This window comes from Nocardioidaceae bacterium SCSIO 66511, assembly GCA_023100825.1.
Lineage (GTDB): Bacteria > Actinomycetota > Actinomycetes > Propionibacteriales > Nocardioidaceae > Solicola.
The window spans coordinates 1576670-1599434 of record CP095846.1 but is presented as its reverse complement, the minus strand read 5'-3'; the positions used below and the strand labels follow the sequence as shown (position 1 = coordinate 1599434).

Genomic DNA, 22765 nt, shown 5'->3' with positions numbered 1-22765 from the left:
TGCCCGCTCAGACGACTGCCGCTTTCGCCTGCTCGGCCTTCCAAACACGGAATCCCTCTTCGTCGGCGCCCTTGCGCCAGTAGCCGGAGAAGGAGAGGTCGCCACGGTCGACGCCGCGGTCGTCCAGCAGATGCGAGCGAAGGGCCTTCAACAGGCCGGACTCACCGTGGATGAAAACCTGCGCACGGCCCTGGGGCCAATCCATCGAGCGCACCGCATCGGTGATGAGCGAGGTCGAGCCGGCAGGGGCGCCGTCGCGGTGCAGCCACGTCACCGTGACGTCCGCGGCCGTCGTGATCGGCTGCTGGTCCTGTGGGCCGTCGACCTCGATGAACGCCTGCACCTTCGCGCCGTCGGGCATCGCCTCCAAGGCGGCACACATCGCGGGAAGCGCGGCGTCGTCACCGGCGATCAGGTGCCAGTCTGCGTCGTCGGCCGGGGCGTAGGCGCCGCCGGGCCCCAACAGATGGATGCGGTCGCCGACCTGCGCACCTGCGGCCCACGGACCCGCGATCCCGTCGTCGCCGTGTACGACGAAGTCGATCGCGATCGTGCGAGCCTCCCGGTCGATCCAGCGCACCGTGTACGTACGGCGGACCGGCCAGGCCTCGCGCGGCAGCGTCTCGCGTACCTGCTCGAGGTCGAGGGGCTGCGGGTAGGTCGTGTCGGGGTCGCAGAAGACCAGCTTGACGTACCGATCGGTGAAGCCGCCGTCGCGGGAGAGGAACGTCTCGAAGTCATCGGTGGTGAGTACGACCCGACGCATCGACCGCGTCACCCAGCTCGTTTCGACGACCGTGAACTCGCGCGGGTATCTCCGACTACTGTCGGACTTGGGCATGAACGTACTCCTCGGGGCGGTTATTAGATGAGGCAACCCTAACTCTCACCCACCGGTCACGGTCAAGCGCCTGTCCACCAGGTGTGACGCAGCAATCACCGCGCCGCACTCACGAGGTTCCAGGTCCCGGCACGCGCGGTTGGTCGGCTGCCGTAGCGTGGCTCGCGTGAATGGAATCGACACCAGCGAGCTCGACCCCGAGGTACGCCCCGCCGACGACCTGTTCCGACATGTCAACGGCCGATGGCTCGACCGTACGGAGATCCCGGCCGACCGTGCCGTCGCCGGATCGTTCAGCGACCTGCGCGACGATGCCGAGGTCGCTGTACGCGAGATCCTCGACGAGGCCCGGGCGTCCGATGCCGCCGAGGGCACCGAGCAACGCAAGATCGGCGATCTGTACGCGAGCTTCATGAATGAAGACGCGATCGAGGCGGCGGGTCGCGGCCCGATCGAGGCCGACCTCGCCGACGTCGACTCCGTGACCACCGTCGCCGCGCTCGTACACCAGCTCGGCGTTTTCGAGCGCATCGGCGTCGGCGGGGCGTTCGGGCTCTACGTCGCGCCCGACGCGCTCGATCCCGAGCGCAACGTCCTGCACGTCGTACAAGGCGGCATCGGCCTGCCCGACGAGTCGTACTACACCGACGAGCAGTTCGCCGACGTGCGTGCGGCGTACGTACGCCACGTCGCTGCGATGCTCGATCTGGCCGGCCTCGACGACGCGTCAGCGCGCGCAGAGCGGGTGATGCGGCTCGAGACCGACCTCGCCGCAGCCCACTGGGACCGCGTCGCCTGCCGCGACGCGCAGCGTACGTACAACCCGATGGACCGTGCGGGCCTCGACGAGCTCTCCCCCGGCTTCGACTGGTCCGGGTGGCTCGACAGCTCTGAGTTCGACCCGGGGGTCATCGCCCAGGTCGTGGTCTCGCAGCCCTCGTACCTCACGGAGTTCGCCGGGCTCCTGCGCGACGACCGCCTCGAAGACTGGCGCGACTGGGCGCGCTGGAACATCGTGCACGCGGCCGCGCCGTACCTGCCGGCGGCGTTCGTCGACGAGAACTTCGACTTCTACGGGCGCACCCTCAGTGGCACCGCACAGCTACGCGACCGCTGGAAACGCGGCGTCGGCCTGGTCGAGATGTCGATGGGCGAGGCAGTCGGCAAGCTGTACGTCGAACGGCACTACCCGCCGTCGGCCCGGGTACGCATGGATGAACTGATCGCGAACCTGATCGAGGCGTACCGCGAGTCCATCAACGCCCTCGACTGGATGGGCGAGGAGACCCGCAAGAAGGCACTCGCCAAACTCGATGCATTCACGCCGAAGGTCGGCCATCCGCTGGAGTGGCGCGACTACGAGGCGCTGATCGTCGACCGCGACCACCTGTGGGGCAACGTGCGCCGGGTATCGGCGTTCGCGACCGCGTACGAGCTCGCCAAGCTGGCCAAGCCGGTCGACCGCAACGAGTGGTTCATGACACCGCAGACGGTCAACGCGTACTACAACCCGACGATGAACGAGATCGTGTTCCCGGCCGCGATCCTTCAGCCGCCGTTCTTCTATCCCGACGCCGACGACGCCGTCAACTACGGCGCGATCGGCGCAGTCATCGGCCACGAGATCGGACACGGCTTTGACGACCAGGGGTCGCACTACGACGGCGACGGTCGGCTCGCGAACTGGTGGACCGACGACGACCGCACCGCATTCGAGGAGCGCACGACGCGCCTCATCGACCAGTACGACGTACTGTCGCCCGAAGACGCACCCGACCGTACGGTAAACGGGTCCTTGACCATCGGCGAGAACATCGGCGACCTCGGCGGCCTGTCCATTGCGTACAAGGCCTTCCGGATCGCGCAAGGCGGTGTCGAGCCGGCCGAGATCGACGGCATGAGCGCCGCCCAGCGGTTCTTCCTGTCGTGGGCGCAGGCCTGGCAGAGCAAGGTACGCCCCGCGGAAGTCGTCCGCCGCCTGACGATCGACCCACACGCGCCGCCGGAGTTCCGCTGCAACCAGGTCGTCCGCAACATCGACGCGTTCTACGATGCGTTCGAGGTGACTCCCGGCGATGCACTGTGGCTCGACTCGGAGCAGCGCGTCTCCATCTGGTGAAACGTCGCCGGTCGTACTCAGCCACGCCGCTCACCGGCAAGTTGTCGCCACTCACCGGCAAACTTGCGCCGTAGCGGCGTGGAATACCACGGGCCCATGGCAAACCGCGCCGCTCACCGGCAAACTTGCCCGGTAGCGGCGACAGTTTGCTAGGGAGTGGTACGCCCCCCTGACCGCGATTTACACCGGCCGGGCGGCCGCCAGCATCGAGTCACTGAACAGGTCGAACTCGTCTTCGCGACGACGCCCGGTGCCCGCTCCGATGAGCAGGTTGGCGAGCTCGGCGGCGGCACGGTCGACCCGCTCGCTCAAGCCGCGTGAGCCGTCGCCCGCGTCGCCCCAGTCTCCCGGGCCGGCGAAGACGCCGGTCGGTACGACGAGCGCCTGCAGGTAGGCGAACAGCGGGCGTAGCGCGTGGTCGAGTACGAGCGAATGGCGGGCCGTACCACCGGTGGCGGCAACCAAGACCGGCTTGCCGATGAGTGCCTCGGCGTCGACGACGTCCATGAACGACTTGAACAGTCCGCCGTACGAACCCTGGAAGGTCGGCGTGACGACGACCAGCGCATCGGCCTCTTCGAGAGCCGCGAGCACCGGCCGCAGCTTCTCACCCGCGAAGCCGGTGAGCATCGCATCGGTGATCTCGTGTGCGAGCCCGCGCAGCTCGTAGGTGTCAACGCTCGCAAGCCCGCCGGACTCACCGACGTGGCGTCGGATCGACTCGCCGAGCCGATCGCCGAGCATGCGCGTCGTCGAGGGCTGCCCGAGTCCGGCCGAGATCACGACGACCTTCGTACCCGTGGTGGCTTCGCTGCTGGTCATGCGGTGGTCGTACCTTCCTTGTCCTCGGCCGCCTCGTCGGCGGACGTCTCTCGTGCGGCGAGCAGGCTCTGGTGCGTCGGCGCATCGGGTACGCCGGCGGGGGTCCGCTTCGCGAACTCCTCGCGCAGCACCGGTACGACCTCCTCGCCGAGCAGATCGAGCTGCTCGAGCACCGTCTTGAGCGGCAGGCCTGCGTGGTCCATCAGGAACAGCTGGCGCTGGTAGTCACCGAAGAACTCACGGAATGTCAACGTCTTCTCGATGACCTGCTGCGGGCTCCCGACGGTCAGCGGTGTCTGTGCCGTGAAGTCCTCCAGCGACGGACCATGGCCGTACACGGGCGCGTTGTCGAAGTACGGCCGGAACTCGTTGACAGCGTCTTGGGAGTTCTTGCGGATGAACGCCTGGCCACCGAGCCCGACGATCGCCTGCTCCGGCGTGCCGTGGCCGTAGTGCGCGTACCGCTGTCGGTACAGGTTGATCAGCCGGATGTAGTGCTCCTTTGGCCAGAAGATGTTGTTGGCGAAGAAGCCGTCACCGTAGAACGCGGCCTGCTCGGCGATCTCCGGACTGCGGATCGACCCGTGCCAGACGAACGGCGGGACTCCGTCGAGCGGCCGCGGCGTCGAGGTGAACGAGTTGAGCGGCGTACGGAACTTCCCCTGCCAGTCGACGTCGGTCTCACGCCACAGCTTGTGCAGGAGGTGGTAGTTCTCGATCGCCAGGTTGAGCCCCTGCGAGATGTCCTTGCCGAACCACGGGTAGACCGGAGCGGTGTTGCCGCGGCCCATCATCAGGTCGACCCGACCGTCGGCCAGGTGCTGCAGGTACGCGTAGTCCTCGGCCAGCCGTACGGGGTCGTTGGTGGTGATCAGCGTTGTCGATGTCGACAGGATCAACCGCTCGGTCTTCGCCGCGATGTTCGCGAGCAGGACGGTCGGGTTCGCGGGTGCGACGAACGGCGGGTTGTGGTGCTCTCCGGTCGCGAAAACGTCCAGGCCCACCTCCTCGGCCTTCTGCGCGATCCGGACCATCGCCTTGATCCGTTCGTACTCAGTCGGCAGGTTGCCGTTGGTGGGGTCGACGGTCAGGTCGCCGACGCTGAAGATGCCGATCTGCATGATGTCGCCTCCGCATTCGTGGTCTCTGTTGAATCTTCAACCACTGCGGGTACGAGTCTATTCCTGCGAGGTCTGCGCGCCAACCCCAGCCGACTCGCCGAAGGCCAGAAGCACGCGCGCAACCCGGGCTTCGTCCCATTCGAGGTCCGGATCGGGCTCGATATAGGCCAGCGCGATACTCGCCATCGCAATGGCAACCGGCGACCATTCGGCCGATCCCGGCGACCCGAACGGACTCGAGTGCACCTTATGAGCCGTGATCTGCGGTAGCGCCGGCGCCACGATGATCGCGCCCCGAATGAGCGGCATGGTCACCGCCGCCACCGTCTCCGCATCCGCGTCCAACTCGGGCCTGACCCGGTAGCCCATCAGGTCGAGATAGCCCGCGAAGGTCTTGGCGGTCTTTCGTACCAAGGCACGCTCGGACTCGGCAAGACTCTCGCCGATCTCCTCACGTAGCTCACCGTCGTCCAGGCTGAGGTACGTGGCGTGCAGGGCCATGTACGTACGCCACGCCGTCGACTCGGCCATCGCAGCAAGGTCGGTGAGATTGCCGATGCGCAGCATCTCGACCGCCAGCGCGTGTCGGCCCTCCTCGGTCCGTAGCAAATCGGGCCGATCGACAACGACCGAGCGAATGTGCTCGAGCGACGGCCGCGCATCGGGGACCTCTGCCGGCCCCGTCGCCCGGGCCAGCGCGCGGAGCAGATCGCTGAAGAACAGGTCCTTGTACGGCCAGCGCCGGTAGACCGCACTACGCGAGACGCCGGCCTCACGGATGACGTCCTCGAGGCTGATGTGCTCCAGGCTGACCGTCAGCCCCATCCGGTTCACCACGGCGAGGGCCGCATCGACCATCCGCTGCTCGGTCTCCTGGTCGGAGAGGCGGCGCCGGCGGCGGGTCGGCCCCTGACGCGAGTTGCCGTCGTCATTCACTGCGCTGTACGCTCCTTTGAGACACGATGTTTCAAGTTCTAAGTCCAAAGCTTCAACGGGGTTGAGGCTACCAGCAGGAGGAGACCGCGATGCAGACCTCGACCACGACCAGGACTCCGGGCGCGACGAATCGCGCCGCCGCGACGATGTACGCAGGACTCGCGTTGAGTGCACTGCTCGCCGTGCTCACGTTCATCGACCAGATCGCGATCGACGGCATCAGCGACGCGATGTGGGAGGAGTACCCGGACTACACCTCCGGTGAGGTCGCCACCGAGGCCGGGGCGACTGCGGCCGGCCTCTACGTGATCGCCGGGCTCGGCATCGCGTGCTGGCTCTGGCTGGCCACCGCCGCGCGTCGCGACTGGCGACGGATTCGCTGGGTGTCGAGCACCGTATTCGCCCTGGCCCTGATCGCCGCGATGGCCATGGCGTACGTGCCGATGCCCGGATACCTCGCCACCGCGATGTGGCTACCGTGCGTCGCCGGGCTGGTTGCGCTGGTGCAGCTGTGGATGGCGCGCTCGCGGTAGCCGATCGCGGAGTACCAGCCGGAGAGCCGCTTGCGAGCTACTTCGTGGCCTTAGCCGCCTTGGCGGCGGCCTTCTGCTCCTTCTTGAAGGCGCGTACCTCCTGCAGGGTCTGCTCATCGACGACATCGGCGATGGACCGCCGAGACCCCTCGTCGGCGTACGCTCCGGCGGCCTCGCGCCATCCGACCGGGCGTACGCCACGCTGCTTGCCGAGCAATGCCAGGAAGATTCTGGCCTTCTGGTCGCCGAACCCCGGTAGGGCCTTCAACCGCTTCAGCACCGTCTTTGCGTCGGGGTCACCGGTCGTCCAGATACCCGAGGCATCACCGTCGTACTCGTCAACGACGACGCGGCATACGGCCTGGATGCGCTTGGCCATCGCACCCGGATAGCGGTGTACGGCCGGTGGCGTGCTGCAGATCGCGGCGAACTCGTCCGGGTCGTACGCGGCGATGCGCTCGGCGTCGAAGCCGTCGATGCGGTCGACCAGCTTGTGCGGACCGGAGAACGCCGCCTCCATCGGGTACTGCTGGTCGAGCAACATGCCGATCAGCAAGGCGAGCGGGTTCTCGTCGAGCAGGCGGTCGGCGGTGGTGTCGCCGGTGAGATGAAGGGCCATGGTCAGAGTCTCCCAGATTCGTGCCGCGTGCAGCGGGGCCCGACTCCCCCCCCCCGGGACAAATCGGGCACCGCGAGCACCCCGCCGTGCGGCATGGTGCTCCCCAGTCAAAGGTCGTTGCGCTGGTCGGTTGGTGATCAGACGACGCGATCCCACAGAAGTCATCGGCGCGGGAGAGAATCCTGTGATGGACCAAGCAATCAACCCGCTTCCCGGTGAAGACCACGAATGCGTTGAGTGCGGCTTCACGTACGCGAAGCTGGGCGCCCCGGAGGCACTGAGCATCGTTCGAGCAGTACCCGATCGGGCACGGTCGACGGCACACATGGCCGCCGACCCACGCCACCGCCCGGAACCGGACGTCTGGTCGGTCCTGGAGTTGGTGTGCCATCTTCGCGACGTGTACGTGAGCTCGACGATTCGCTTGCACCGCGTACGTACCGAGGACGATCCAGTGCTCGAGCCCATGCTCAACGACCTTCGTACGAGGCGCTTCCGGCACAACGAGCTCGACCTCCTGTCGGTCCTGGTCGAGCTCGAACTGGTCGTAGACGGCTTCGGGGACGAGGTCGCGCGGGTCAAGGACGACGGCTGGACGCGCACCGCGACCCGCCTCCCCGGCGAGCGCCGAACGGCGCTCTGGTTCGTACGCAACGCCGCGCACGAAGGCGTGCATCACATCCGCAGCATCGAGCAGATCGCAAGCAACGCGGAGACCTGAGCGTCAGCGGAACAACCGAGATGCGCTCCGTTCGTCCGCCCAGAGTGACGCCGGGTCGACGTAGGGTGCGACGAGGTCGGTGAGTGTCGAATCGCCGTTCCCCTTCAGCTCGTTCGACGAGATCGCGCGGGCGGTTCCGGCCAGGAAGTCCGCGACCTGGATCCGAGGATCCGATGACGCGGCAGCGAACCGGATATCGGCGATCACGCCCGACCCGGAATCCTCGACGACGTGCGCGAGACGCGCACCCTTCAACGTGGACTGGCGATCGTGCACGATCAATACTTGCCGGTTGCCGCTCCAGCGCTGAGCGGAGCGTACGACCGCCGTCGGCAGGGGGTCCAGGACGGGATCGGCCGGCCCGGGAGGGTGACGGACATCGCGGATCTGCTCTTGCGCGTCGGTGAGCAACCGAGTCCAACGGTCATGACCCAACGTACGCTCGCCTCTGCGGTAGAGGTCTGTGGCGGCAGAGTCGGGTACTTCCCCGTCAGATCCGCCGGTCACCAACTCGATGAGCTTCCGTACGACGAGGTAGCGCTTGTCGACGAGGTAGACACTTCCAGATCCGCTCAACGGGCCGTCCTCGGACAAGAACCACTCCAGGACGCGCCGGTGCTTCGTCCGGAGCAGGTGGTTTGCCTTGTACTCCGTCGCGGGCGAGCGAATGCGCCGACGTGCCTCGTCGACGATCCATGCAGCGTGCTCGGGCTTCAGCCGTACGCTCGCGTGCGCGAACACGTCGGTGTTGCCGTCGAGGAGGTTCTCGCCGGACCATCCCGACTCGTCGCACGCGATCTCGATCGGTGCCGTCTCGTACTCGATGCTGTGCAAAATGTTCGACTCCTGCCGACACGGTCGCCTGCCGAGCCATCGGGTCGAGGGCTCGGGCGGATACGTAACCGGTCAGAGGTCGGCGTCGGCCATACCAGGATCATCGAACATCGGCGGCGACGACGCCACCGCATTTTCGGTTTGGAGCTTCACCCGGCGAGGAGTGCGACCCCGGCGACAAGCAGGGCGACCACCTTGGCCGACTCCAACCCGACGAACGCCAGATGCGCATGCGAACGCGGAGCGTCCTGGCCCGCGAGCACCCGGTCGGATCGTTTCGTCAACCGCGGGCGTACGAGCGCCAGCTGCGCGAGCAGCAGCAGTACGGCCACTCCCCCGGCGACCGCTGCGGTACTCGCCGACCCACCGACGATGAGTGCGACGACGAGAACGACTGCGAGCACTGCCTCAACGGTGTTGAGTGCGCGAAAGACGAGCCGCCCGATGCCAAGACCGATCGGGATCGTGACCCCGGGCGCGCGGAACTTCAACGGCGTCTCCAGGAAAGAGATCCCGAGCACCATTCCCAACCAGACAAAGGTGATCGCGGTCGCGACCGCGACTGAGGTCTCCATGCTTCTCCTTACCGATGAGGCGGACCCGATGACGACGACGTGTCGGTGCATGTGAGGGTTGATGGATGCAACACGTCAACAGCTCCGCCACGATCCGGCGCCTCCTGACGAGTCCCGCAACGTGGGCGGTGGTGGGCCTGTCCGCCAACACCGACCGCGTCGCGTACGGGGTCGCGGAGTTCATCCGTGACCGCCTCGGCATGCGGATCGTGCCGATCAATCCGCGCGCCGAGGCATGGCAAGGCGAGCCCGGGTACGCGCGGCTGGCCGATGTGCCCGGCCCGATCGACGTGGTCGACTGCTTCGTGAACAGCAAGCGGGTCGGCGGCGTGGTCGACGACGCCATCGCGGAGCGCGACCATCTCGGGGTGGGTGCGGTGTGGTTGCAGCTCGGCGTCGTGGACGAGACGGCCGCGGCGCGCGCCGAGGCCGCCGGTCTCGATGTCGTGATGGACGCCTGCCCGGCGATCGAAGGACCCCGACTCGGGCGGTGACGCGGTCACGACACCGCGACGGCGTCCGGCGTACGCAACCGACCTGTGCGCTCGGCCCAGACCTCGAATACGTATGTCGCGAACGGCGGGATGCTCGCGACGAGCCCGAGCAGTGTCACCGGCTTACTCCAGCCGCAACTGCGACCGGCGACCAAGGTCGCCACGACGTACGCGACGAAGATGGCGCCGTGGATCGGCCCGAAGATCTGTACGCCGATCTCGTTGTCGCTGAGCACGTACTTGAACAGCATGCCGATCAGCAACCCCGCCCACGAGATGGCTTCAGCGATCGCGATCGCGCGGAACCACGCGACGGCGCGACCGGTCGCTGGGCGTTGGGTGGTGCTCATTCGTGCTCTCCTGGCATGCGGCGACAGTACGGACCACACTACGACACTGCGTAGTAGGTCTGCCACGCGGACCCGATGTTCGGCGCAGTCACCTGGCCGACCAGGCAGTGCCTCCCAGCTCCCGCGAGATGCTCCGCGCCGCATCCCTCACCCCAGCGACGACAGCGTCGTCGAGCGGCCAGCCGCTCGACGGAGCGACGACCGCTAGGGCGGCAACCACCTGACCACTCCCACCCAAGACCGGTGCAGCGGCAGACACCTCGCCGACGATCGCCTCTTCGTTCTCGAAGGCGATCTCGTTGCTGCGAATATCGGCGAACTCGCCGCGCAACGCGTCGGGCTCGGTGAGCGTGGCACCGGTCAGACTCCGAAGCGGACGCGACAGCACCTCCGCGGCATGGTCGTCGTCATACGCCAAGAGCACCTTCCCCATGGCCGAGACATGACTGGGGATCGCGATTCCGGTCTCGGGCATCTGCGCAGTGCCGTCGGGCCGCGGCTCATGATGCACGACGAGGACCTCACCGAAGTGCTCGACGCCGATGCGGGACGCGAGGCCGACCTTCTCGGACAGCCCGTGCATCCAGTGCATCGCGCGCGAACGCACCTCGAGCGAGTCGAGATAGACACTGGACAGCTTCAGCAATGCCGGACCGAGCATGTAACGAACCCCGCCGGGCTCCTTGGCAACAAGGCCGTGCGCCTGTAGCGATTTGACGATCCCGTGAATCGTCGGCGGTGGCAGATCGAGCGCGCCGGACAGCTCGGTGATGCCGAGGCGACGTGCGCCGCCGAGGAGACCGAGCACCTTCGCGGCGCGGTCGATCGACTGGATCATGCCGGTCTTCCCTTCCTGCCGCAGCGGACTACCCGGTCGTCGGCCGACCTTCGCACCTGGGGGGTTGACACAACCGTACCGGACCTGTTTCATTCATCCATCACGAATACTATTCGACATTACCGAAAAATGGGAGGTGGCAATGGGCACACCTGCCGGCTGGCAACGGCTGGGAGCCGAGTGCTTGGGCACCGCCTTCCTGATCTTCATCGGCGTCGGGTCCGTCCCGGCCGCAACGATCCTCAACGGCACGACGCCCTTCACGATGGCGAGTGTCGGGTTCGTCGCGCTCTCTTTCGCGACCGCCGTCATCGCATGTGTGTACGTCTTCGGCTCGATCTCGGGCTGCCACATCAACCCGGCCGTGACCCTCGCTCTGGCCGCGACCGGCAGGTTCGCCTGGCGATCCGTTCCGGGCTACCTCATCGCGCAGGTCGTCGGCGCCGGCGTCGGAGCACTGGCGATCGTAGGAGCGCTCGGGACCCACGCGAGCGACCTCGGCCTTGGAGTCGCCTCGTACGAGGGAATCCCGGTCGGACAGGCGTTCACCGCCGAGTTCATCGGCACCTTCATTCTGGTCTTAACCGTGTTCGGCGTGACGCATAGCAACGCAACACCGGGGTTCGCCGGACTGGTGATCGGTCTGGTCGTCTTCGCGGCAATCGTGCCGATCGCGCCCGCAACCGGAGCGTCGATCAACCCGGCCCGGACAACAGGTCCGATGGTCGTTCAGCAGCTCTTCGACGCAAGCGTGCACTGGGAGCAGTGGCCGGTCTATGTGAGTGCCGAACTGCTCGGCGGGATCGTCGCAGGTGCAGTGTTCCTGCTCCTCGTCCGGGTGCCGGCGAACAAGCCCGAGGAGCTGACCCTCGGCATCGAGGACGGGGGGTCAGTCCACGATGGCGAGAAGGTCTGACCTGTTCGACGTCGACGACCTCGGGTGCTGGCTCAAGGGATTCGCCGACGAGGTGGCCCGCAACTCGGCCTGGCTGAACGCCTTGGATTCGGCCATCGGCGACGCCGACCACGGCACGATCCTGGAATCCGGCGCCACTGCCGTCCTGCGCCGCCTCGACAGCGCCCAGCCGGAGAGCCCGCGCGAGCTCATCAGCATCTGTGGCCGAACGATTCGCGAGACCGCCGGCGGAGCGGGTGGCGCGCTGTACGCCTCGTTCTTCCTCGGTATGGCCGCAGGCATGCGCAAATGGGCCGCGGTCGACGTCACCGCACTCGCCGGCATGCTCGAGAGCGGACTGGCCAGCGTCATCGACCGCGGACACGCGGGCCCCGGTGACAAAACGTTCGTCGACGTCCTGGCGCCGGTCGCCCGATCAATGCAGGGCTCGGCAAGCAACGGCGCCTCGCTCGCCACCGCTCTGCGCGCCTGCCATCGCGCCGCAATGTCCGGGCGCGACGCGACCACGCCCTTGTTGGCGAGGAAGGGCCGCGCGAGCTACCTCGGAGAACGCAGCGTCGGCCATCTCGATCCCGGTGCAGCATCGGCCGAGCTGCTCTTCCGCGCCTTGGCGCAGGTACGCCCTTCGTACGCACCCCTCAGCACCGTGTCCGCCACCTGACCGCAACGTCCACCTGCGACGACTGGAGACCCCATGCCGACAAGCCAACGACAACTGATCAACGAACCCGACTCTGCCGTACGCGAGGCGCTCGAAGGTCTCGCGAGCGTCAACCCCTCCCTCGTGACGCTCGATCCCGCCATGCAGCTCGTCTCGCGTACCAAACCGGCAGCGAACAAGGTGGCGCTGGTTTCGGGCGGCGGATCCGGACACGAACCCCTTCACGCCGGTTTCGTCGGCAACGGAATGCTCGACGTAGCAGTGTGCGGAGCTCTTTTCGCCAGCCCGACGGCGCACCAGATCCATCGTGGCACGACCCTCGCCGACAACGGCGCCGGCGTGCTCCACATCGTGAAGAACTACACCGGCGACGTGCTCAACTTCCAGATCGCCGCGGAGCTGACCGCCGAGGAAGACACCGTGGTCGAGGCCGTACTCGTCGACGACGACCTCGCTTCGGCCAGCGCGGACGGACCGGGCCGCCGGGGCACCGCGGCGACGCTCGTCGTCGAGAAGGTCTGCGGCGCCGTAGCCGAGTCCGGAGCCGAGCTGGCCATCGTCGCCAAGATCGGCCGGGATGTCGCCGCGCGCTCGCGGAGCCTGGCACTCGCGCTCGAAGCCTGTACGCACCCGGGCGCCGACCGTCCCGCCTTCGACCTATCCGATGACGAGGTCGAGTTCGGCGTCGGAATCCACGGCGAACGAGGCACCGCTCGCGTTTCGTACGCCTCTGCGGACGAGCTGACCGAGCAACTGGTCTCTCCGCTCGCGGCCGATCTGCAGCTCAACCGCGGCGCCGCCGTCATTGCGATCGTCAACGGCCTCGGCGGGGCGTCCCCGCTCGAGCTCAACATCGTTGCTCGAAACGTCCACCGACTCTTGGACGCTGCGGGCATCACCGTCGCGCGTTCCCTCGTCGGGTCGTACGTGACGTCACTCGACATGCACGGCGTTTCGGTCACGTTGACCGTCGCCGACGACGCCCTCGTCGGCGCATGGGACGCCCCGGTGCGTACGCCCGCACTTACCTGGTAGATCCGAGAAGAGGTACGAACTGTGAACGGAACGAACGCCTACGACTGGATAGTCGGATTCTCCGACCGCTTTGCCGGTGCGCAGGAGCAGCTGTCCGACCTCGACCGCCAACTCGGTGACGGCGACTTCGGCACCAACATCGCGTCGGCGCTGACCCGAGTGGACCAGGCGCTCCCCTCGCGAAGCGACGCGTCCCCGCGCGCCGTGTTCACGGCCGTCTCAACCGGCTTCCTCGCCACCGGCGGGACCAGCGGCCCGTTGTTCGGCATGTTCTTCCGGGAGATGAGCAACGCCTTCGACTCCGACGAGCTGACCGTCGAGGCCCTCGCACGGGGCGTTGCGAACGGCCTCGCAGCCGTCGAGCGGCTCGGCAAAGCCGCGGTCGGCGACGCCACGATGGTCGACGCGATCTCACCGGCCGCGGATGCGCTCGGAGCGCTCGCCGGATCCGACTGCACGACCGAACGCGCGCTGCACGAGGCCGCGACAGCGGCGCGAGCGGGAGCGCAGTCGACCGCCGACATCGTCGCCGCTCGCGGCCGGGCGAGCTACGTCGGCGAGCTCGGTCGGGGCGTACTCGATCCGGGAGCGGCCATGGTCGCGATGTTCTTCGAGGCCGGAGCGGTGATGGCAGGGGGCGAGGTCCCAGCTCGAACCTGATAGCCGATGGCCGACGGGGCGGCGGCTCGCACAGGTGTCCGGTCGTCGAATCGAGTATGAAAGGATGGCGGCGTCCCTACGAGTCGCCATGCGGCTGTCTCCTGCGGAGGCTCGATCGACAGGCGGGAATCCCGCGCCATGCCACTACCGACCGCCCATGCACGACGTTGGAATCTGTGGCGAGGCCCTGCCACAGCGTCGCTCATAACGGGCTCGCACCAATCGCCATGCCTGGCGCCACAGAGGACGGGTCCGCGCGTATCGTCGTCACCGGCGTCAGATGCGCCCCTGGTTCGAGCCATGCCCAGCGCAAGGGATAGGTGTCATGCGGGCAAGCGACATCGCCGTGCAGGTTCCGACGGTCACGCTCGGCGACCCGGTTTCGCATGCGGTACGTGTGATGACCAAGAATCATCTGCCGGGCCTGATCGTCATCGACGAGAACCGCAAACCGCGGCTCGTGATTCCCGGAACCCAAGTGCTTCGGATGGCCGTGCTGCACAGCTACCAGGACGACCCGGCACTGGTCCGTACGATCGACGAGGCCCATGCCGACCTGTTCTGGCAGGAGCCGGGCAACCGCACCGTCGGCGACTGTCTGCCTCCCAAACCGGAGAAGGCCGTCACGGCGCTGCCCGATGCCACGATGCTCGAACTGGCCACCTCGATGCTGCGCAAGCGCAGTCCGCTGGTCGCGGTTGTCGACAAGGCGGGCGTACTGATCGGGGCAATCACGCTCAACCGACTTCTGGACATCCTGACCGTGCCCGAGTAGCGGCGGGCGAAGCCCCGCTCGTACGTGGGCGGCGCAGATGAGCGCGGCGATCGCGCTCGCGATCTTCGTCGTCGCGTTCTACTTCATTGCCACCGAGAAGGTGGACAAGGTCAAGGTGGTGCTCGTTGCGGCGGGCGCGATGGCCGTGCTCGGCCTCATCCCGGGGTCGGAAGTGTTCTTCTCCGAACACGAAGGCATCGACTGGAACGTCATCTTCCTGCTTCTCGGCATGATGATCATCGTCGGTGTGATCAAGCAGACCGGGTTGTTCGACTATCTCGGCATCTGGGCGGCGAAGAAGTCACGCGGCCATCCGTACCGCCTGATGGTGCTGCTGATGGCGATCACTGCGATCGCGTCACCGATCCTCGACAACGTCACGATCATCATGCTGGTCGTTCCCGTGACCATCGTCGTGTGCAACCGCCTGCACATCGCAGCGCAGCCGTACATCATCGCCGAGGTGCTCGCGTCCAACATCGGCGGAGCCGCGACCCTGATCGGTGACCCGCCGAACATCATCATCGCCAGCCGTGCCGGGCTGACCTTCAATGACTTCCTGATCCACATGGCGCCGATCGTCGTGATCGTCTTCATCGCCTTCGTCGGGTTGAGCTGGTTCCTGTTCCGCAAGTCGTTCGACTACAACGCCGAGCACGTCGAGGCCGTCATGGCGCTGCAGGAGCGCAGGGCGATCACCGACGTACGCCTGCTGGTGCGCTGTCTGTCCGTCCTGGGGCTGGTGATCGTCGGCTTCTGCCTGCACGCCGTCGTACACGTCGAGCCGTCGATCGTGGCGCTCGTCGGCGCCGGGGTGATGCTCCTCGTGACGGAAGTCGACATCTCCGATGTGCTCAGCGAGGTCGAGTGGCCGACCCTGGTGTTCTTCATGGGGCTGTTCGTGATGGTCGCCGGTCTCGGTCACACGAACGTCATCTCCGGCATCGGCAACTGGGCAGTCGATGTGATCGGGCACGACTACTTCAGCGCCGCTACCGCTCTGCTGTTCGGATCCGCCGCGCTCGGCGCCTTCTTCGACAACATCCCGTACGCCGCAACGATGGCACCGATCGTCGAAGGGCTCGACGACCACATCGACGACCCGGAGTCCGGCAATGCCCTGTGGTGGGCGTTCGCACTCGGCGCCGACTTCGGCGGCAACGGAACCGCGGTTGCCGCGAGCGCCAACGTCGTTGCGATCGGGCTCGCCGGCCGAGCGGGCCACCCGATCACGTTCTGGCAGTTCACGAAGTACGGCATCCCGGTCACGATCTTCAGCGCCGTGCTGGCGTGGATCTATGTGTACCTTCGCTATTTCGCGGGCTGACCGGTGAGTCACGGCCTCGGCCGCACACTGACCATCGACCCGACCACGACTACCCTCGAGAACGCGAAAGGCCGGACCCCGATGCGGTCCGGCCTTGTCGCCGATCTCTTGAGACCGAGCTGTGGAGCTAAGGGGATTCGAACCCCTGACCTCCTCCATGCCATGGAGGCGCGCTACCAACTGCGCCATAGCCCCAGATGCGGAGTCGACTATATATCGTCGGCCCCACCCGTACGAAATCGCCTCCGCCGAAGTGACGACTCAGCCGTGCAGAACCGCCGAGTCAGCGGTGCAAGACCGACGAGTCAGCCGTTGGCGTCGTGCATCTCGTCGGAGAGCACGGGCTCAGGGAGCTGGCCGGCGTTCCACTCGGCGATGCGCCACCCGTGACGGGTGTCTTGCAGGGCGGCCCAGGCGCAGTTGTTGAAGCCGCCGAGCGAGCGCCAGTGCTCCTGCGGTAGACCGAGGAACGCACACGTACCAACCCGGATCGCGGCACCGTGCGCCACGAGTACGACGGTCTCGTCATCGCCCATCACGTCGACCGCGGCGCGAATGGCCGCAGCTACGCGCTCCGCGGTCTGCGCGTACGTCTCAGCGCCGTCCATCGCGATGTCTTCACCAGCGAGCCAGCGACTCATCAGCTCGGGATGAGCGGCTTTCGCCTCTTGCATCGTCAGGCCCTCACGCACACCGAAGTTCATCTCGCGCAGGCGGGTATCGACCTCGACCTCGAGATCGGAGAACGCGGCGAGCGCCTGCGCCGTGACGTACGCGCGAGACAGGTCGGAGCTGACGATTCGGTCGGGGCGAAGCGATGCGAGCCGCGCTGCTGCCGAGGCCGCCTGCGCCATGCCGACCTCGTCGAGCGGTACGTCGGTCTGCCCCTGGACTCGCCCCGAGGCGTTCCATTCGGTTCGGCCGTGCCGCCAGAGGATCAGCTGCCGGCTCATTCGCCGACCCCGAGATCAACGGTCGGGCAGTCGCTCCACAGGCGCTCGAGCGCGTAGAACGACCGCTCCTCCTCATGCTGGACGTGCACGACCAGATCGGCGAAGTCGAGCAGCACCCAGCGCCCCTCGCGCTGACCCTCGCGGCGGACCGGCTTGGCTCCGATCGCCAGCAACTGCTTCTCGACCTCGTCGACGATCGCGCGTACCTGCCGGTCGTTCTTCGCCGAGCAGATCAAGAACACATCGGTGATCACGAGCTGCTCGGATACGTCGAACGCGATGACGTTCTCGGCGAGCCGCTCATCGGCAGCCCGGGCCGCCGTACGGGCGAGCTCGAGCGCCTGGTCGGTTGCCGTCAAGGTCGGGTCTCCTGCTCGGCGGGGTCGGGTAACGGACGATAGAGGCGGTACTTGCCGATGTACTGGACGACGCCGTCCGGTACGAGGTACCAGACCGGCTCACCGCGCTGAACACGCTCGCGGCAGTCGGTCGACGAGATCGCCAACGCCGGGATCTCCACGATCGTCACCCGATCGCTCGGCAACCCCTGCAGGGTCGCCGCGTCGATCTGGTGGCCGGGTCGCGTACACCCGACGAAGTGGGCGAACTCGAACAGCTCGCCCGGCTCTCGCCAGGTCACGATCGCGGCCAGCGCGTCGGCACCCGTGATGAAGTAGAGCTCGGCGTCGCCGTACTCGGCTTCCAGGTCGCGCAGTGTGTCGATCGTGTACGTGGGTCCACCACGCTCGATATCGACCCGACTGACCGAGAACCTCGGGTTGGCGGCGGTCGCGATGACCGTCATCAGATAGCGGTCCTCGGCCGGCGAGACCTTACGGGTGGACTTCTGCCAGGGCTCGCCGGTCGGAACGAACACGACCTCGTCGAGGTCGAACCACGCCTGCACCTCGCTCGCGGCGACGAGGTGTCCGTGATGGATCGGGTCGAACGTACCGCCCATGACGCCGATCCGCGGGCGCTGCCCGGAAGCGTGGGGCAGGTTCATCAGCTGTGTTCGCGGCCCTTACCGAACGACAGCACACTCAACATCAGGACCAGGAAGAAGGCCAGGACGACGATGCCGACGACCCACGGGTTCACATCGGGGCCGTGCTCGGCGGCTTCGGCGAGAATCGACATGGGCCCAATCTATCCTGTCCGGGCGCTCGCGCCGACAGGGGCGTACGACTCAGCGCACCTGACCCGATCCGGTGACGACGTACGTCGTGGTCGTCATCTCGGTGAGCCCCATCGGACCCCGCGCATGCAGCTTCTGCGTCGAGATGCCGATCTCGGCGCCGAAGCCGAACTCCGCGCCATCGGTGAACCGGGTCGACGCGTTGACCATGACCGCGGCCGCGTCCACCAGCAGCGAGAACCGGCGGGCAGCGTCGATCGACTCCGTCACGATCGCCTCGGTGTGCCCGGAGGAGTACGTACGGATGTGCTCGACGGCGTCGTCCAGTGACTCGACGACTGCCGCGGACAGGTCGAGTGAGAGGTACTCCCGCGACCAGTCGTCGGCCTCCGCCGGCACGACCTCACTGGACGCCGCCTGGAACGTCGAGTCGCCGTGCACGCGCACGCCGTGCTCGCTGAGCGCGACGATCGCGCGCGGAACGAAGGAGTCGGCGACCGCTTTGTGCACCAGCAGGGACTCCGCCGCATTGCAGACGCTCGGGCGATGGGTCTTGGCATTGACCAAGATGTCGAGCGCCTTGTCGAGATCGGCGTCGGCGTCGACGTACACGTGGCAGTTGCCGACGCCCGTCTCGATCACGGGCACGGTCGAGCGCTCCACGACCATCTGAATGAGACCCGCGCCGCCCCGCGGGATCGCGAGATCGACGAGCCCCCGGGCCCGCAGCAGGTGCTCCGTCGTCGCCCGGTCGGTCGGGTCGATCTGGCAGATCAGATCCGCCGGAAGTCCGGCCGACTCGACGGCGTCGCGCAGTACGCCGACGATCGCTGCGTTCGAGCGCCGCGCAGACGACGATCCGCGAAGGAGTACGGCGCTGCCGGCCTTGAGGCAGATCGCGGCGGCGTCGACCGTGACATTGGGCCGGGCCTCGTAGATCATCGCGATGACGCCCATCGACACCCGCAACTGCGTCAGCTGCAGACCGTTCGGAAGCGTCGACCCACGGATGACCTCGCCGATCGGGTCGGGCAGCGTGGCGACGTCGCGAGCACCGTCGGCCATCGCCTGAATCCGGTCGGCGTCCAGCCGCAGCCGGTCGATGATGTGCTCCGGCGTTTCGTCGGCTCGGGCGGCGGCGACATCCTCGGCATTGGCCGAAAGAATCTCGTCACGCCGCTCGGTCAGCGCTGCGGCGATCGCATGCAGGGCAGCATCCTTGGCCACGCGCGTCGCAACAGCGAGGTCGGCCGAAGCCGCCTTCGCGGCACGGGCTTGGGTCTGGACGTGCGTACGCGCCGTGTCGTCAGTCACTGTTCAAGAATAGAAGACCGCCGTCACGGGAACGGGGTCGGCGAGGGACGGTGCAGGCCGACGGCCGGACCCGCGCTCGCGGGGGCCCTTCGTTGGAACGTGTCGCGTTCGAGAACCTCGAGGCCGACGACCTCCCAGGCGGGAAGCCCGGCGCTCGCCCGATGCTCGTTCCAGACCCGCATCGCCATCGCCGCCGCATCGAGCATCTCGGCCGCCTGCTCCCAGTACGCGATCTCCGCCCGGTCGGTCGCGTAACGCATCGAATGCAGGAACGCGTGCTGCTCGCCCAGTCGGCTCATCGCATCCCGTACGACATCGGCCGCATGAGGGGTGCCCGAAACCGTCACTGTCACATGCCACAGCCGCTCGGGCCCGTTGTTCATGGGACCTAACCTAGACACCCGCTCGCTGCGGGGTCAGGTTGCATCCGATTCGTTACCATCGGCGCCGCGCTCAGGGCGCGCGAGTACGACCAGATCATCACGGTGCATGACCTCGCGTTCGTACTGCGGGCCGAGCTCGGCCGCGAGATCCTTGGTCGACCGGCCGATCAGCCTGGGCACCTCAGCGCTGTCGTAGTTGGTGATCCCCCGGGCGACGATCTCCGGTTCGGCGGCATCGCCGTCGTCGTCGCGGGCCGCCACCAGGTCGACCGGGTCACCGGCGACGAACTCGCCCTCGACGGCGACGATACCGGCCGGCAACAGCGACGCACCGCGGTCACGCAACGCGCGTACGGCTCCGTCGTCGACGACGATGCGACCACGCCCTTCGGTCGCATGCGCCAACCACAGCAGGCGGGTCGGCCGGCGGCGCCCGGTCGGATGGAACCGAGTGCCGACCTCGCTGCCTTTCAGCGCATCGGCAGCATGGGTGGCGTCGGTCAGCACCACCGGGATGCCGGCCCCCGTGGCGATGCGCGCGGCCTCGACCTTCGTGACCATGCCGCCCGTACCGACCTTCGAGCCGGTCGAGCTCAGGTCGACGCGTTCTAGGTCGGCCTCGCCGTACACGTCGGTGATCGGCGCCGACCCAGGGCTCTGCGGCCTGCCGTCGTACAAGGCGTTCACGTCGGAGAGCAGGACGAGTTGGTCGGCATGCACCAGATGCGCGACGAGCGCCGCGAGACGGTCGTTGTCGCCGAACCTGATCTCGGAGGTGGCGACCGTGTCGTTCTCGTTGACGATCGGGAGTACGCCGAGCTCGAGCAGCTTCGCGAGCGTCTGGTACGCGTTGCGGTAGTGACTGCGCCGGGTGACGTCGTCGAGGGTGAGCAGCACCTGCCCGACCACATAGCCGTGCCTCGCGAAACGCTCGGTGTAGTGCGCGACCAGCAGGCCCTGCCCCACGCTCGCGGCCGCCTGCTGCGTGGGCAGGTCGCTCGGACGACCGCGCAGGCCCAGCGGTGCGATGCCGGACGCGATCGCGCCCGAGCTGACGAGCACCACCTCATCACCACGGGAGCGCGCATCGGCGAGCGCATTCACCAGCGCGGTCAGGCGTGCGTTGTCGATTCCGTCGTCGGCCGTACTCAGCGACGACGAACCGACCTTGACGACGACCCGCATCAGTCGTCGCTCTCGGTGTCTACCTCGGCCTCACGTGCCGCGCGCGCGGACGCCTCGAACTCTCGCGTGGCGGCGAGCTCCTCGCGCCGCTCCTTGGTCGTACGCCGGGTGGGCCGGTCGAGTCGGTGATCTTCGCCGCGGCGACCGAGCATCTCGGCGCCGGCCTCGAACTCTCGCGTGGCGGCGAGCTCCTCGCGCCGCTCCTTGGTCGTACGCCGGGTGGGCCGGTCGAGTCGGTGATCTTCGCCGCGGCGACCGAGCATCTCGGCGCCGGCCTCGACCTGCGGGTCGAAGTCGAAGACGACAGCGTCACCCTCGGGGCCGATCACGACGTCGTCGCCGGGCTCCGCTCCGAGCGTCAGCAGTCGCTCCTCGACGCCGAGCCGGGCCAACCTGTCGGCGAGGAAGCCGACTGCCTCGTCGTTGCCGAACTCGGTCTGCTGAACCCAGCGCACCGGCTTCTCGCCGCGTACGAACCACTGATCGCCGACCCGCTCGACCGTGAAGTCGTCGTCACCGCCCTGCCCGGGTGGTCGCAGCACGATCCGGGTCGGCTCCGCGACCGGCCGGGAGTCGCGACTGACCCGGACGATCCCCGCCATCGCGTGCGCGAGCTCCTTGAGCCCGTCGTGGCTCGCGGCCGAGATCTCGTACACCTCGTAACCGCGTTGGAGCAGGTCGGCGCGCGCGAGGTCGGCGATCTCGCGGGCATCTGGCACGTCGAGCTTGTTCAGTGCGACCATCCGCGGGCGGTCGTCGAGCCCGCCGTACGCCGACAGCTCCGACTCGATCACGTCGAGATCACTGACCGGGTCGCGTCCGGGCTCGGGCGTCGCGCAGTCGATGACGTGCACGATTGCCGCACAACGCTCGACGTGGCGCAGGAAGTCATGGCCGAGGCCGCGCCCTTCGCTAGCGCCCTCGATCAGCCCGGGAACATCGGCGACGGTGAACGTGGTCGAACCCGCGACGACGACGCCGAGGTTGGGGACGAGCGTCGTGAACGGGTAGTCGGCGATCTTCGGCCGTGCCCGCGACAGCGCCGCGATCAGGCTCGACTTGCCCGCGCTCGGAAAGCCGACCAGCCCGATGTCGGCGACGACCTTCAGCTCGAGGGTGACGGTACGTTCCTCGCCGGGCTCCCCCTTCAGTGCGAACCCCGGCGCTTTGCGCTTCGACGATGCCAGCGCCGCGTTGCCGAGCCCACCGCGTCCGCCGGCGGCCACGACGAGCTCGGTGCCCGCACCGACGAGGTCGGCGATCACGTTCGCGTCGGTGTCACGCACGACGGTGCCGTCGGGAACGTTCAGCACCAGCGATTGTCCGTCGGACCCGCTGCGGTTGCCGCCCCGGCCGTGCGCGCCGCGTTCGGCGCGTCGGTGCGGCTCATGGTGGAAGTCGATCAGCGTCGTCACATCGGGATCGACCCGCAGGACGACATCGCCGCCATGACCGCCGTTGCCGCCGTCGGGGCCGCCGAGCGGCTTGAACTTCTCGCGGTGAACCGATGCGATACCGCTACCGCCTGCCCCACCGCTGACGTGCAGCGTCACGGTGTCTACGAAGGTCGGTACGGCCATGGCTGCTCCTGTCGGGCTCAGAGAGTACGAAAAGG

Annotated in this window: 26 protein-coding genes and 1 tRNA gene; 10 read left to right on the top strand and 17 right to left on the bottom strand. The window is 67.5% G+C overall.

Annotated elements, in window-relative coordinates; genetic code table 11:
- Positions 1–7: 7 nt before the first annotated feature.
- Complete coding sequence (locus tag MU582_07545; protein UPK76477.1) at positions 8–841, bottom strand: siderophore-interacting protein; 834 nt, start codon at positions 839–841, stop codon at positions 8–10.
- A 166-nt stretch (positions 842–1007) separates the two neighbouring features.
- On the opposite strand from MU582_07545, the gene MU582_07540 reads away from it, so the two are divergent.
- Positions 1008–2960, top strand: a complete 1953-nt coding sequence (locus MU582_07540) for a peptidase M13 (GenBank protein ID UPK76476.1) — start codon at positions 1008–1010, stop codon at positions 2958–2960.
- A 180-nt stretch (positions 2961–3140) separates the two neighbouring features.
- On the opposite strand, the gene MU582_07535 is transcribed toward MU582_07540, so the two are convergent.
- The 3 genes from MU582_07535 to MU582_07525 are packed head-to-tail and all read right to left on the bottom strand — an operon-like array spanning position 3141 to position 5839.
- Positions 3141–3782: an FMN reductase gene (locus MU582_07535; GenBank protein ID UPK76475.1), complete on the bottom strand. Its 642-nt coding sequence runs from the start codon at positions 3780–3782 to the stop codon at positions 3141–3143.
- Positions 3779–4903: an LLM class flavin-dependent oxidoreductase gene (locus MU582_07530; protein ID UPK76474.1), complete on the bottom strand. Its 1125-nt coding sequence runs from the start codon at positions 4901–4903 to the stop codon at positions 3779–3781. The genes MU582_07535 and MU582_07530 overlap by 4 nt, the downstream gene beginning before the upstream one ends.
- A 57-nt stretch (positions 4904–4960) precedes the next feature.
- The gene (locus MU582_07525; protein UPK76473.1) at positions 4961–5839 is read right to left on the bottom strand and encodes a TetR/AcrR family transcriptional regulator; all 879 of its coding nucleotides are present in this window, start codon (positions 5837–5839) and stop codon (positions 4961–4963) included.
- Positions 5840–5928: 89 nt separating this feature from the next.
- Here MU582_07525 and MU582_07520 point away from each other — a divergent pair, with 89 nt between their 5' ends.
- Positions 5929–6372: a hypothetical protein gene (locus tag MU582_07520; GenBank protein UPK76472.1), complete on the top strand. Its 444-nt coding sequence runs from the start codon at positions 5929–5931 to the stop codon at positions 6370–6372.
- Positions 6373–6409: 37 nt separating this feature from the next.
- On the opposite strand, the gene MU582_07515 is transcribed toward MU582_07520, so the two are convergent.
- Positions 6410–6991, bottom strand: coding sequence for a Fe-S cluster assembly protein HesB (locus MU582_07515; protein UPK76471.1), 582 nt, complete (start codon positions 6989–6991; stop codon positions 6410–6412).
- A gap of 187 nt (positions 6992–7178) precedes the next feature.
- On the opposite strand from MU582_07515, the gene MU582_07510 reads away from it, so the two are divergent.
- Complete coding sequence (locus MU582_07510) at positions 7179–7712, top strand: DinB family protein (protein UPK76470.1); 534 nt, start codon at positions 7179–7181, stop codon at positions 7710–7712.
- 3 nt (positions 7713–7715) lie between these two features.
- Here the strand turns inward: MU582_07510 and MU582_07505 are convergent, their stop codons facing one another.
- Positions 7716–8546 (bottom strand): DUF3800 domain-containing protein, encoded by an 831-nt coding sequence (locus tag MU582_07505; GenBank protein ID UPK76469.1) that lies wholly within the window; start codon positions 8544–8546, stop codon positions 7716–7718.
- 149 nt (positions 8547–8695) lie between these two features.
- On the bottom strand, positions 8696–9121 hold the full coding sequence (locus MU582_07500; GenBank protein ID UPK76468.1) for a hypothetical protein: 426 nt from the start codon (positions 9119–9121) through the stop codon (positions 8696–8698).
- 65 nt (positions 9122–9186) lie between these two features.
- Here MU582_07500 and MU582_07495 point away from each other — a divergent pair, with 65 nt between their 5' ends.
- A complete protein-coding gene (locus tag MU582_07495) occupies positions 9187–9615 on the top strand; it encodes a CoA-binding protein (protein UPK76467.1) in 429 nt (142 codons plus the stop codon).
- A gap of 5 nt (positions 9616–9620) precedes the next feature.
- Here MU582_07495 and MU582_07490 read toward each other — a convergent pair whose 3' ends face one another.
- Positions 9621–9965: a DUF3817 domain-containing protein gene (locus MU582_07490; protein UPK76466.1), complete on the bottom strand. Its 345-nt coding sequence runs from the start codon at positions 9963–9965 to the stop codon at positions 9621–9623.
- A gap of 88 nt (positions 9966–10053) precedes the next feature.
- Positions 10054–10803, bottom strand: coding sequence for an IclR family transcriptional regulator (locus MU582_07485; protein ID UPK76465.1), 750 nt, complete (start codon positions 10801–10803; stop codon positions 10054–10056).
- A gap of 142 nt (positions 10804–10945) precedes the next feature.
- Here MU582_07485 and MU582_07480 point away from each other — a divergent pair, with 142 nt between their 5' ends.
- The 6 genes from MU582_07480 to MU582_07455 all read left to right on the top strand — a co-directional run bounded on the left by MU582_07480 (position 10946) and on the right by MU582_07455 (position 16177).
- Positions 10946–11719, top strand: coding sequence for an aquaporin family protein (locus MU582_07480; protein UPK76464.1), 774 nt, complete (start codon positions 10946–10948; stop codon positions 11717–11719).
- Positions 11703–12380 carry a dihydroxyacetone kinase subunit DhaL gene (gene dhaL / locus MU582_07475; protein UPK76463.1) on the top strand — a complete coding sequence of 226 codons (678 nt, stop codon included), beginning with the start codon at positions 11703–11705 and terminating at the stop codon, positions 12378–12380. The genes MU582_07480 and dhaL (MU582_07475) overlap by 17 nt, the downstream gene beginning before the upstream one ends.
- A gap of 33 nt (positions 12381–12413) precedes the next feature.
- Positions 12414–13415 carry a dihydroxyacetone kinase subunit DhaK gene (locus MU582_07470; GenBank protein ID UPK76462.1) on the top strand — a complete coding sequence of 334 codons (1002 nt, stop codon included), beginning with the start codon at positions 12414–12416 and terminating at the stop codon, positions 13413–13415.
- Positions 13416–13436: 21 nt separating this feature from the next.
- Positions 13437–14075 carry a dihydroxyacetone kinase subunit DhaL gene (dhaL, locus tag MU582_07465; GenBank protein ID UPK76461.1) on the top strand — a complete coding sequence of 213 codons (639 nt, stop codon included), beginning with the start codon at positions 13437–13439 and terminating at the stop codon, positions 14073–14075.
- A gap of 325 nt (positions 14076–14400) precedes the next feature.
- Entirely contained in the window at positions 14401–14850 is a 450-nt protein-coding gene (locus MU582_07460; protein UPK76460.1) for a CBS domain-containing protein, read from the top strand.
- Between the two features lie 37 nt (positions 14851–14887).
- Complete coding sequence (locus MU582_07455; protein UPK76459.1) at positions 14888–16177, top strand: ArsB/NhaD family transporter; 1290 nt, start codon at positions 14888–14890, stop codon at positions 16175–16177.
- A gap of 122 nt (positions 16178–16299) precedes the next feature.
- Here MU582_07455 and MU582_07450 read toward each other — a convergent pair.
- From MU582_07450 to obgE, 8 genes are all read right to left on the bottom strand, one after another.
- Positions 16300–16372, bottom strand: a tRNA-Ala gene (locus MU582_07450).
- 110 nt (positions 16373–16482) lie between these two features.
- A complete protein-coding gene (locus MU582_07445) occupies positions 16483–17130 on the bottom strand; it encodes a histidine phosphatase family protein (protein ID UPK76458.1) in 648 nt (215 codons plus the stop codon).
- A complete protein-coding gene (gene rsfS / locus MU582_07440) occupies positions 17127–17489 on the bottom strand; it encodes a ribosome silencing factor (protein ID UPK76457.1) in 363 nt (120 codons plus the stop codon). The genes MU582_07445 and rsfS overlap by 4 nt, the downstream gene beginning before the upstream one ends.
- Complete coding sequence (gene nadD, locus MU582_07435; protein ID UPK77131.1) at positions 17486–18091, bottom strand: nicotinate-nucleotide adenylyltransferase; 606 nt, start codon at positions 18089–18091, stop codon at positions 17486–17488. Before nadD ends, rsfS begins: the two co-directional genes overlap by 4 nt.
- Positions 18092–18319: 228 nt before the next feature.
- A complete protein-coding gene (locus tag MU582_07430; protein ID UPK76456.1) occupies positions 18320–19582 on the bottom strand; it encodes a glutamate-5-semialdehyde dehydrogenase in 1263 nt (420 codons plus the stop codon).
- A 23-nt stretch (positions 19583–19605) separates the two neighbouring features.
- Entirely contained in the window at positions 19606–19965 is a 360-nt protein-coding gene (locus tag MU582_07425; protein UPK76455.1) for a hypothetical protein, read from the bottom strand.
- Positions 19966–19998: 33 nt separating this feature from the next.
- Positions 19999–21150: a glutamate 5-kinase gene (gene proB, locus MU582_07420; GenBank protein UPK76454.1), complete on the bottom strand. Its 1152-nt coding sequence runs from the start codon at positions 21148–21150 to the stop codon at positions 19999–20001.
- Positions 21150–22730: a GTPase ObgE gene (gene obgE, locus MU582_07415; protein ID UPK76453.1), complete on the bottom strand. Its 1581-nt coding sequence runs from the start codon at positions 22728–22730 to the stop codon at positions 21150–21152. The genes proB and obgE overlap by 1 nt, the downstream gene beginning before the upstream one ends.
- Between the last annotated feature and the right edge of the window lie 35 nt (positions 22731–22765).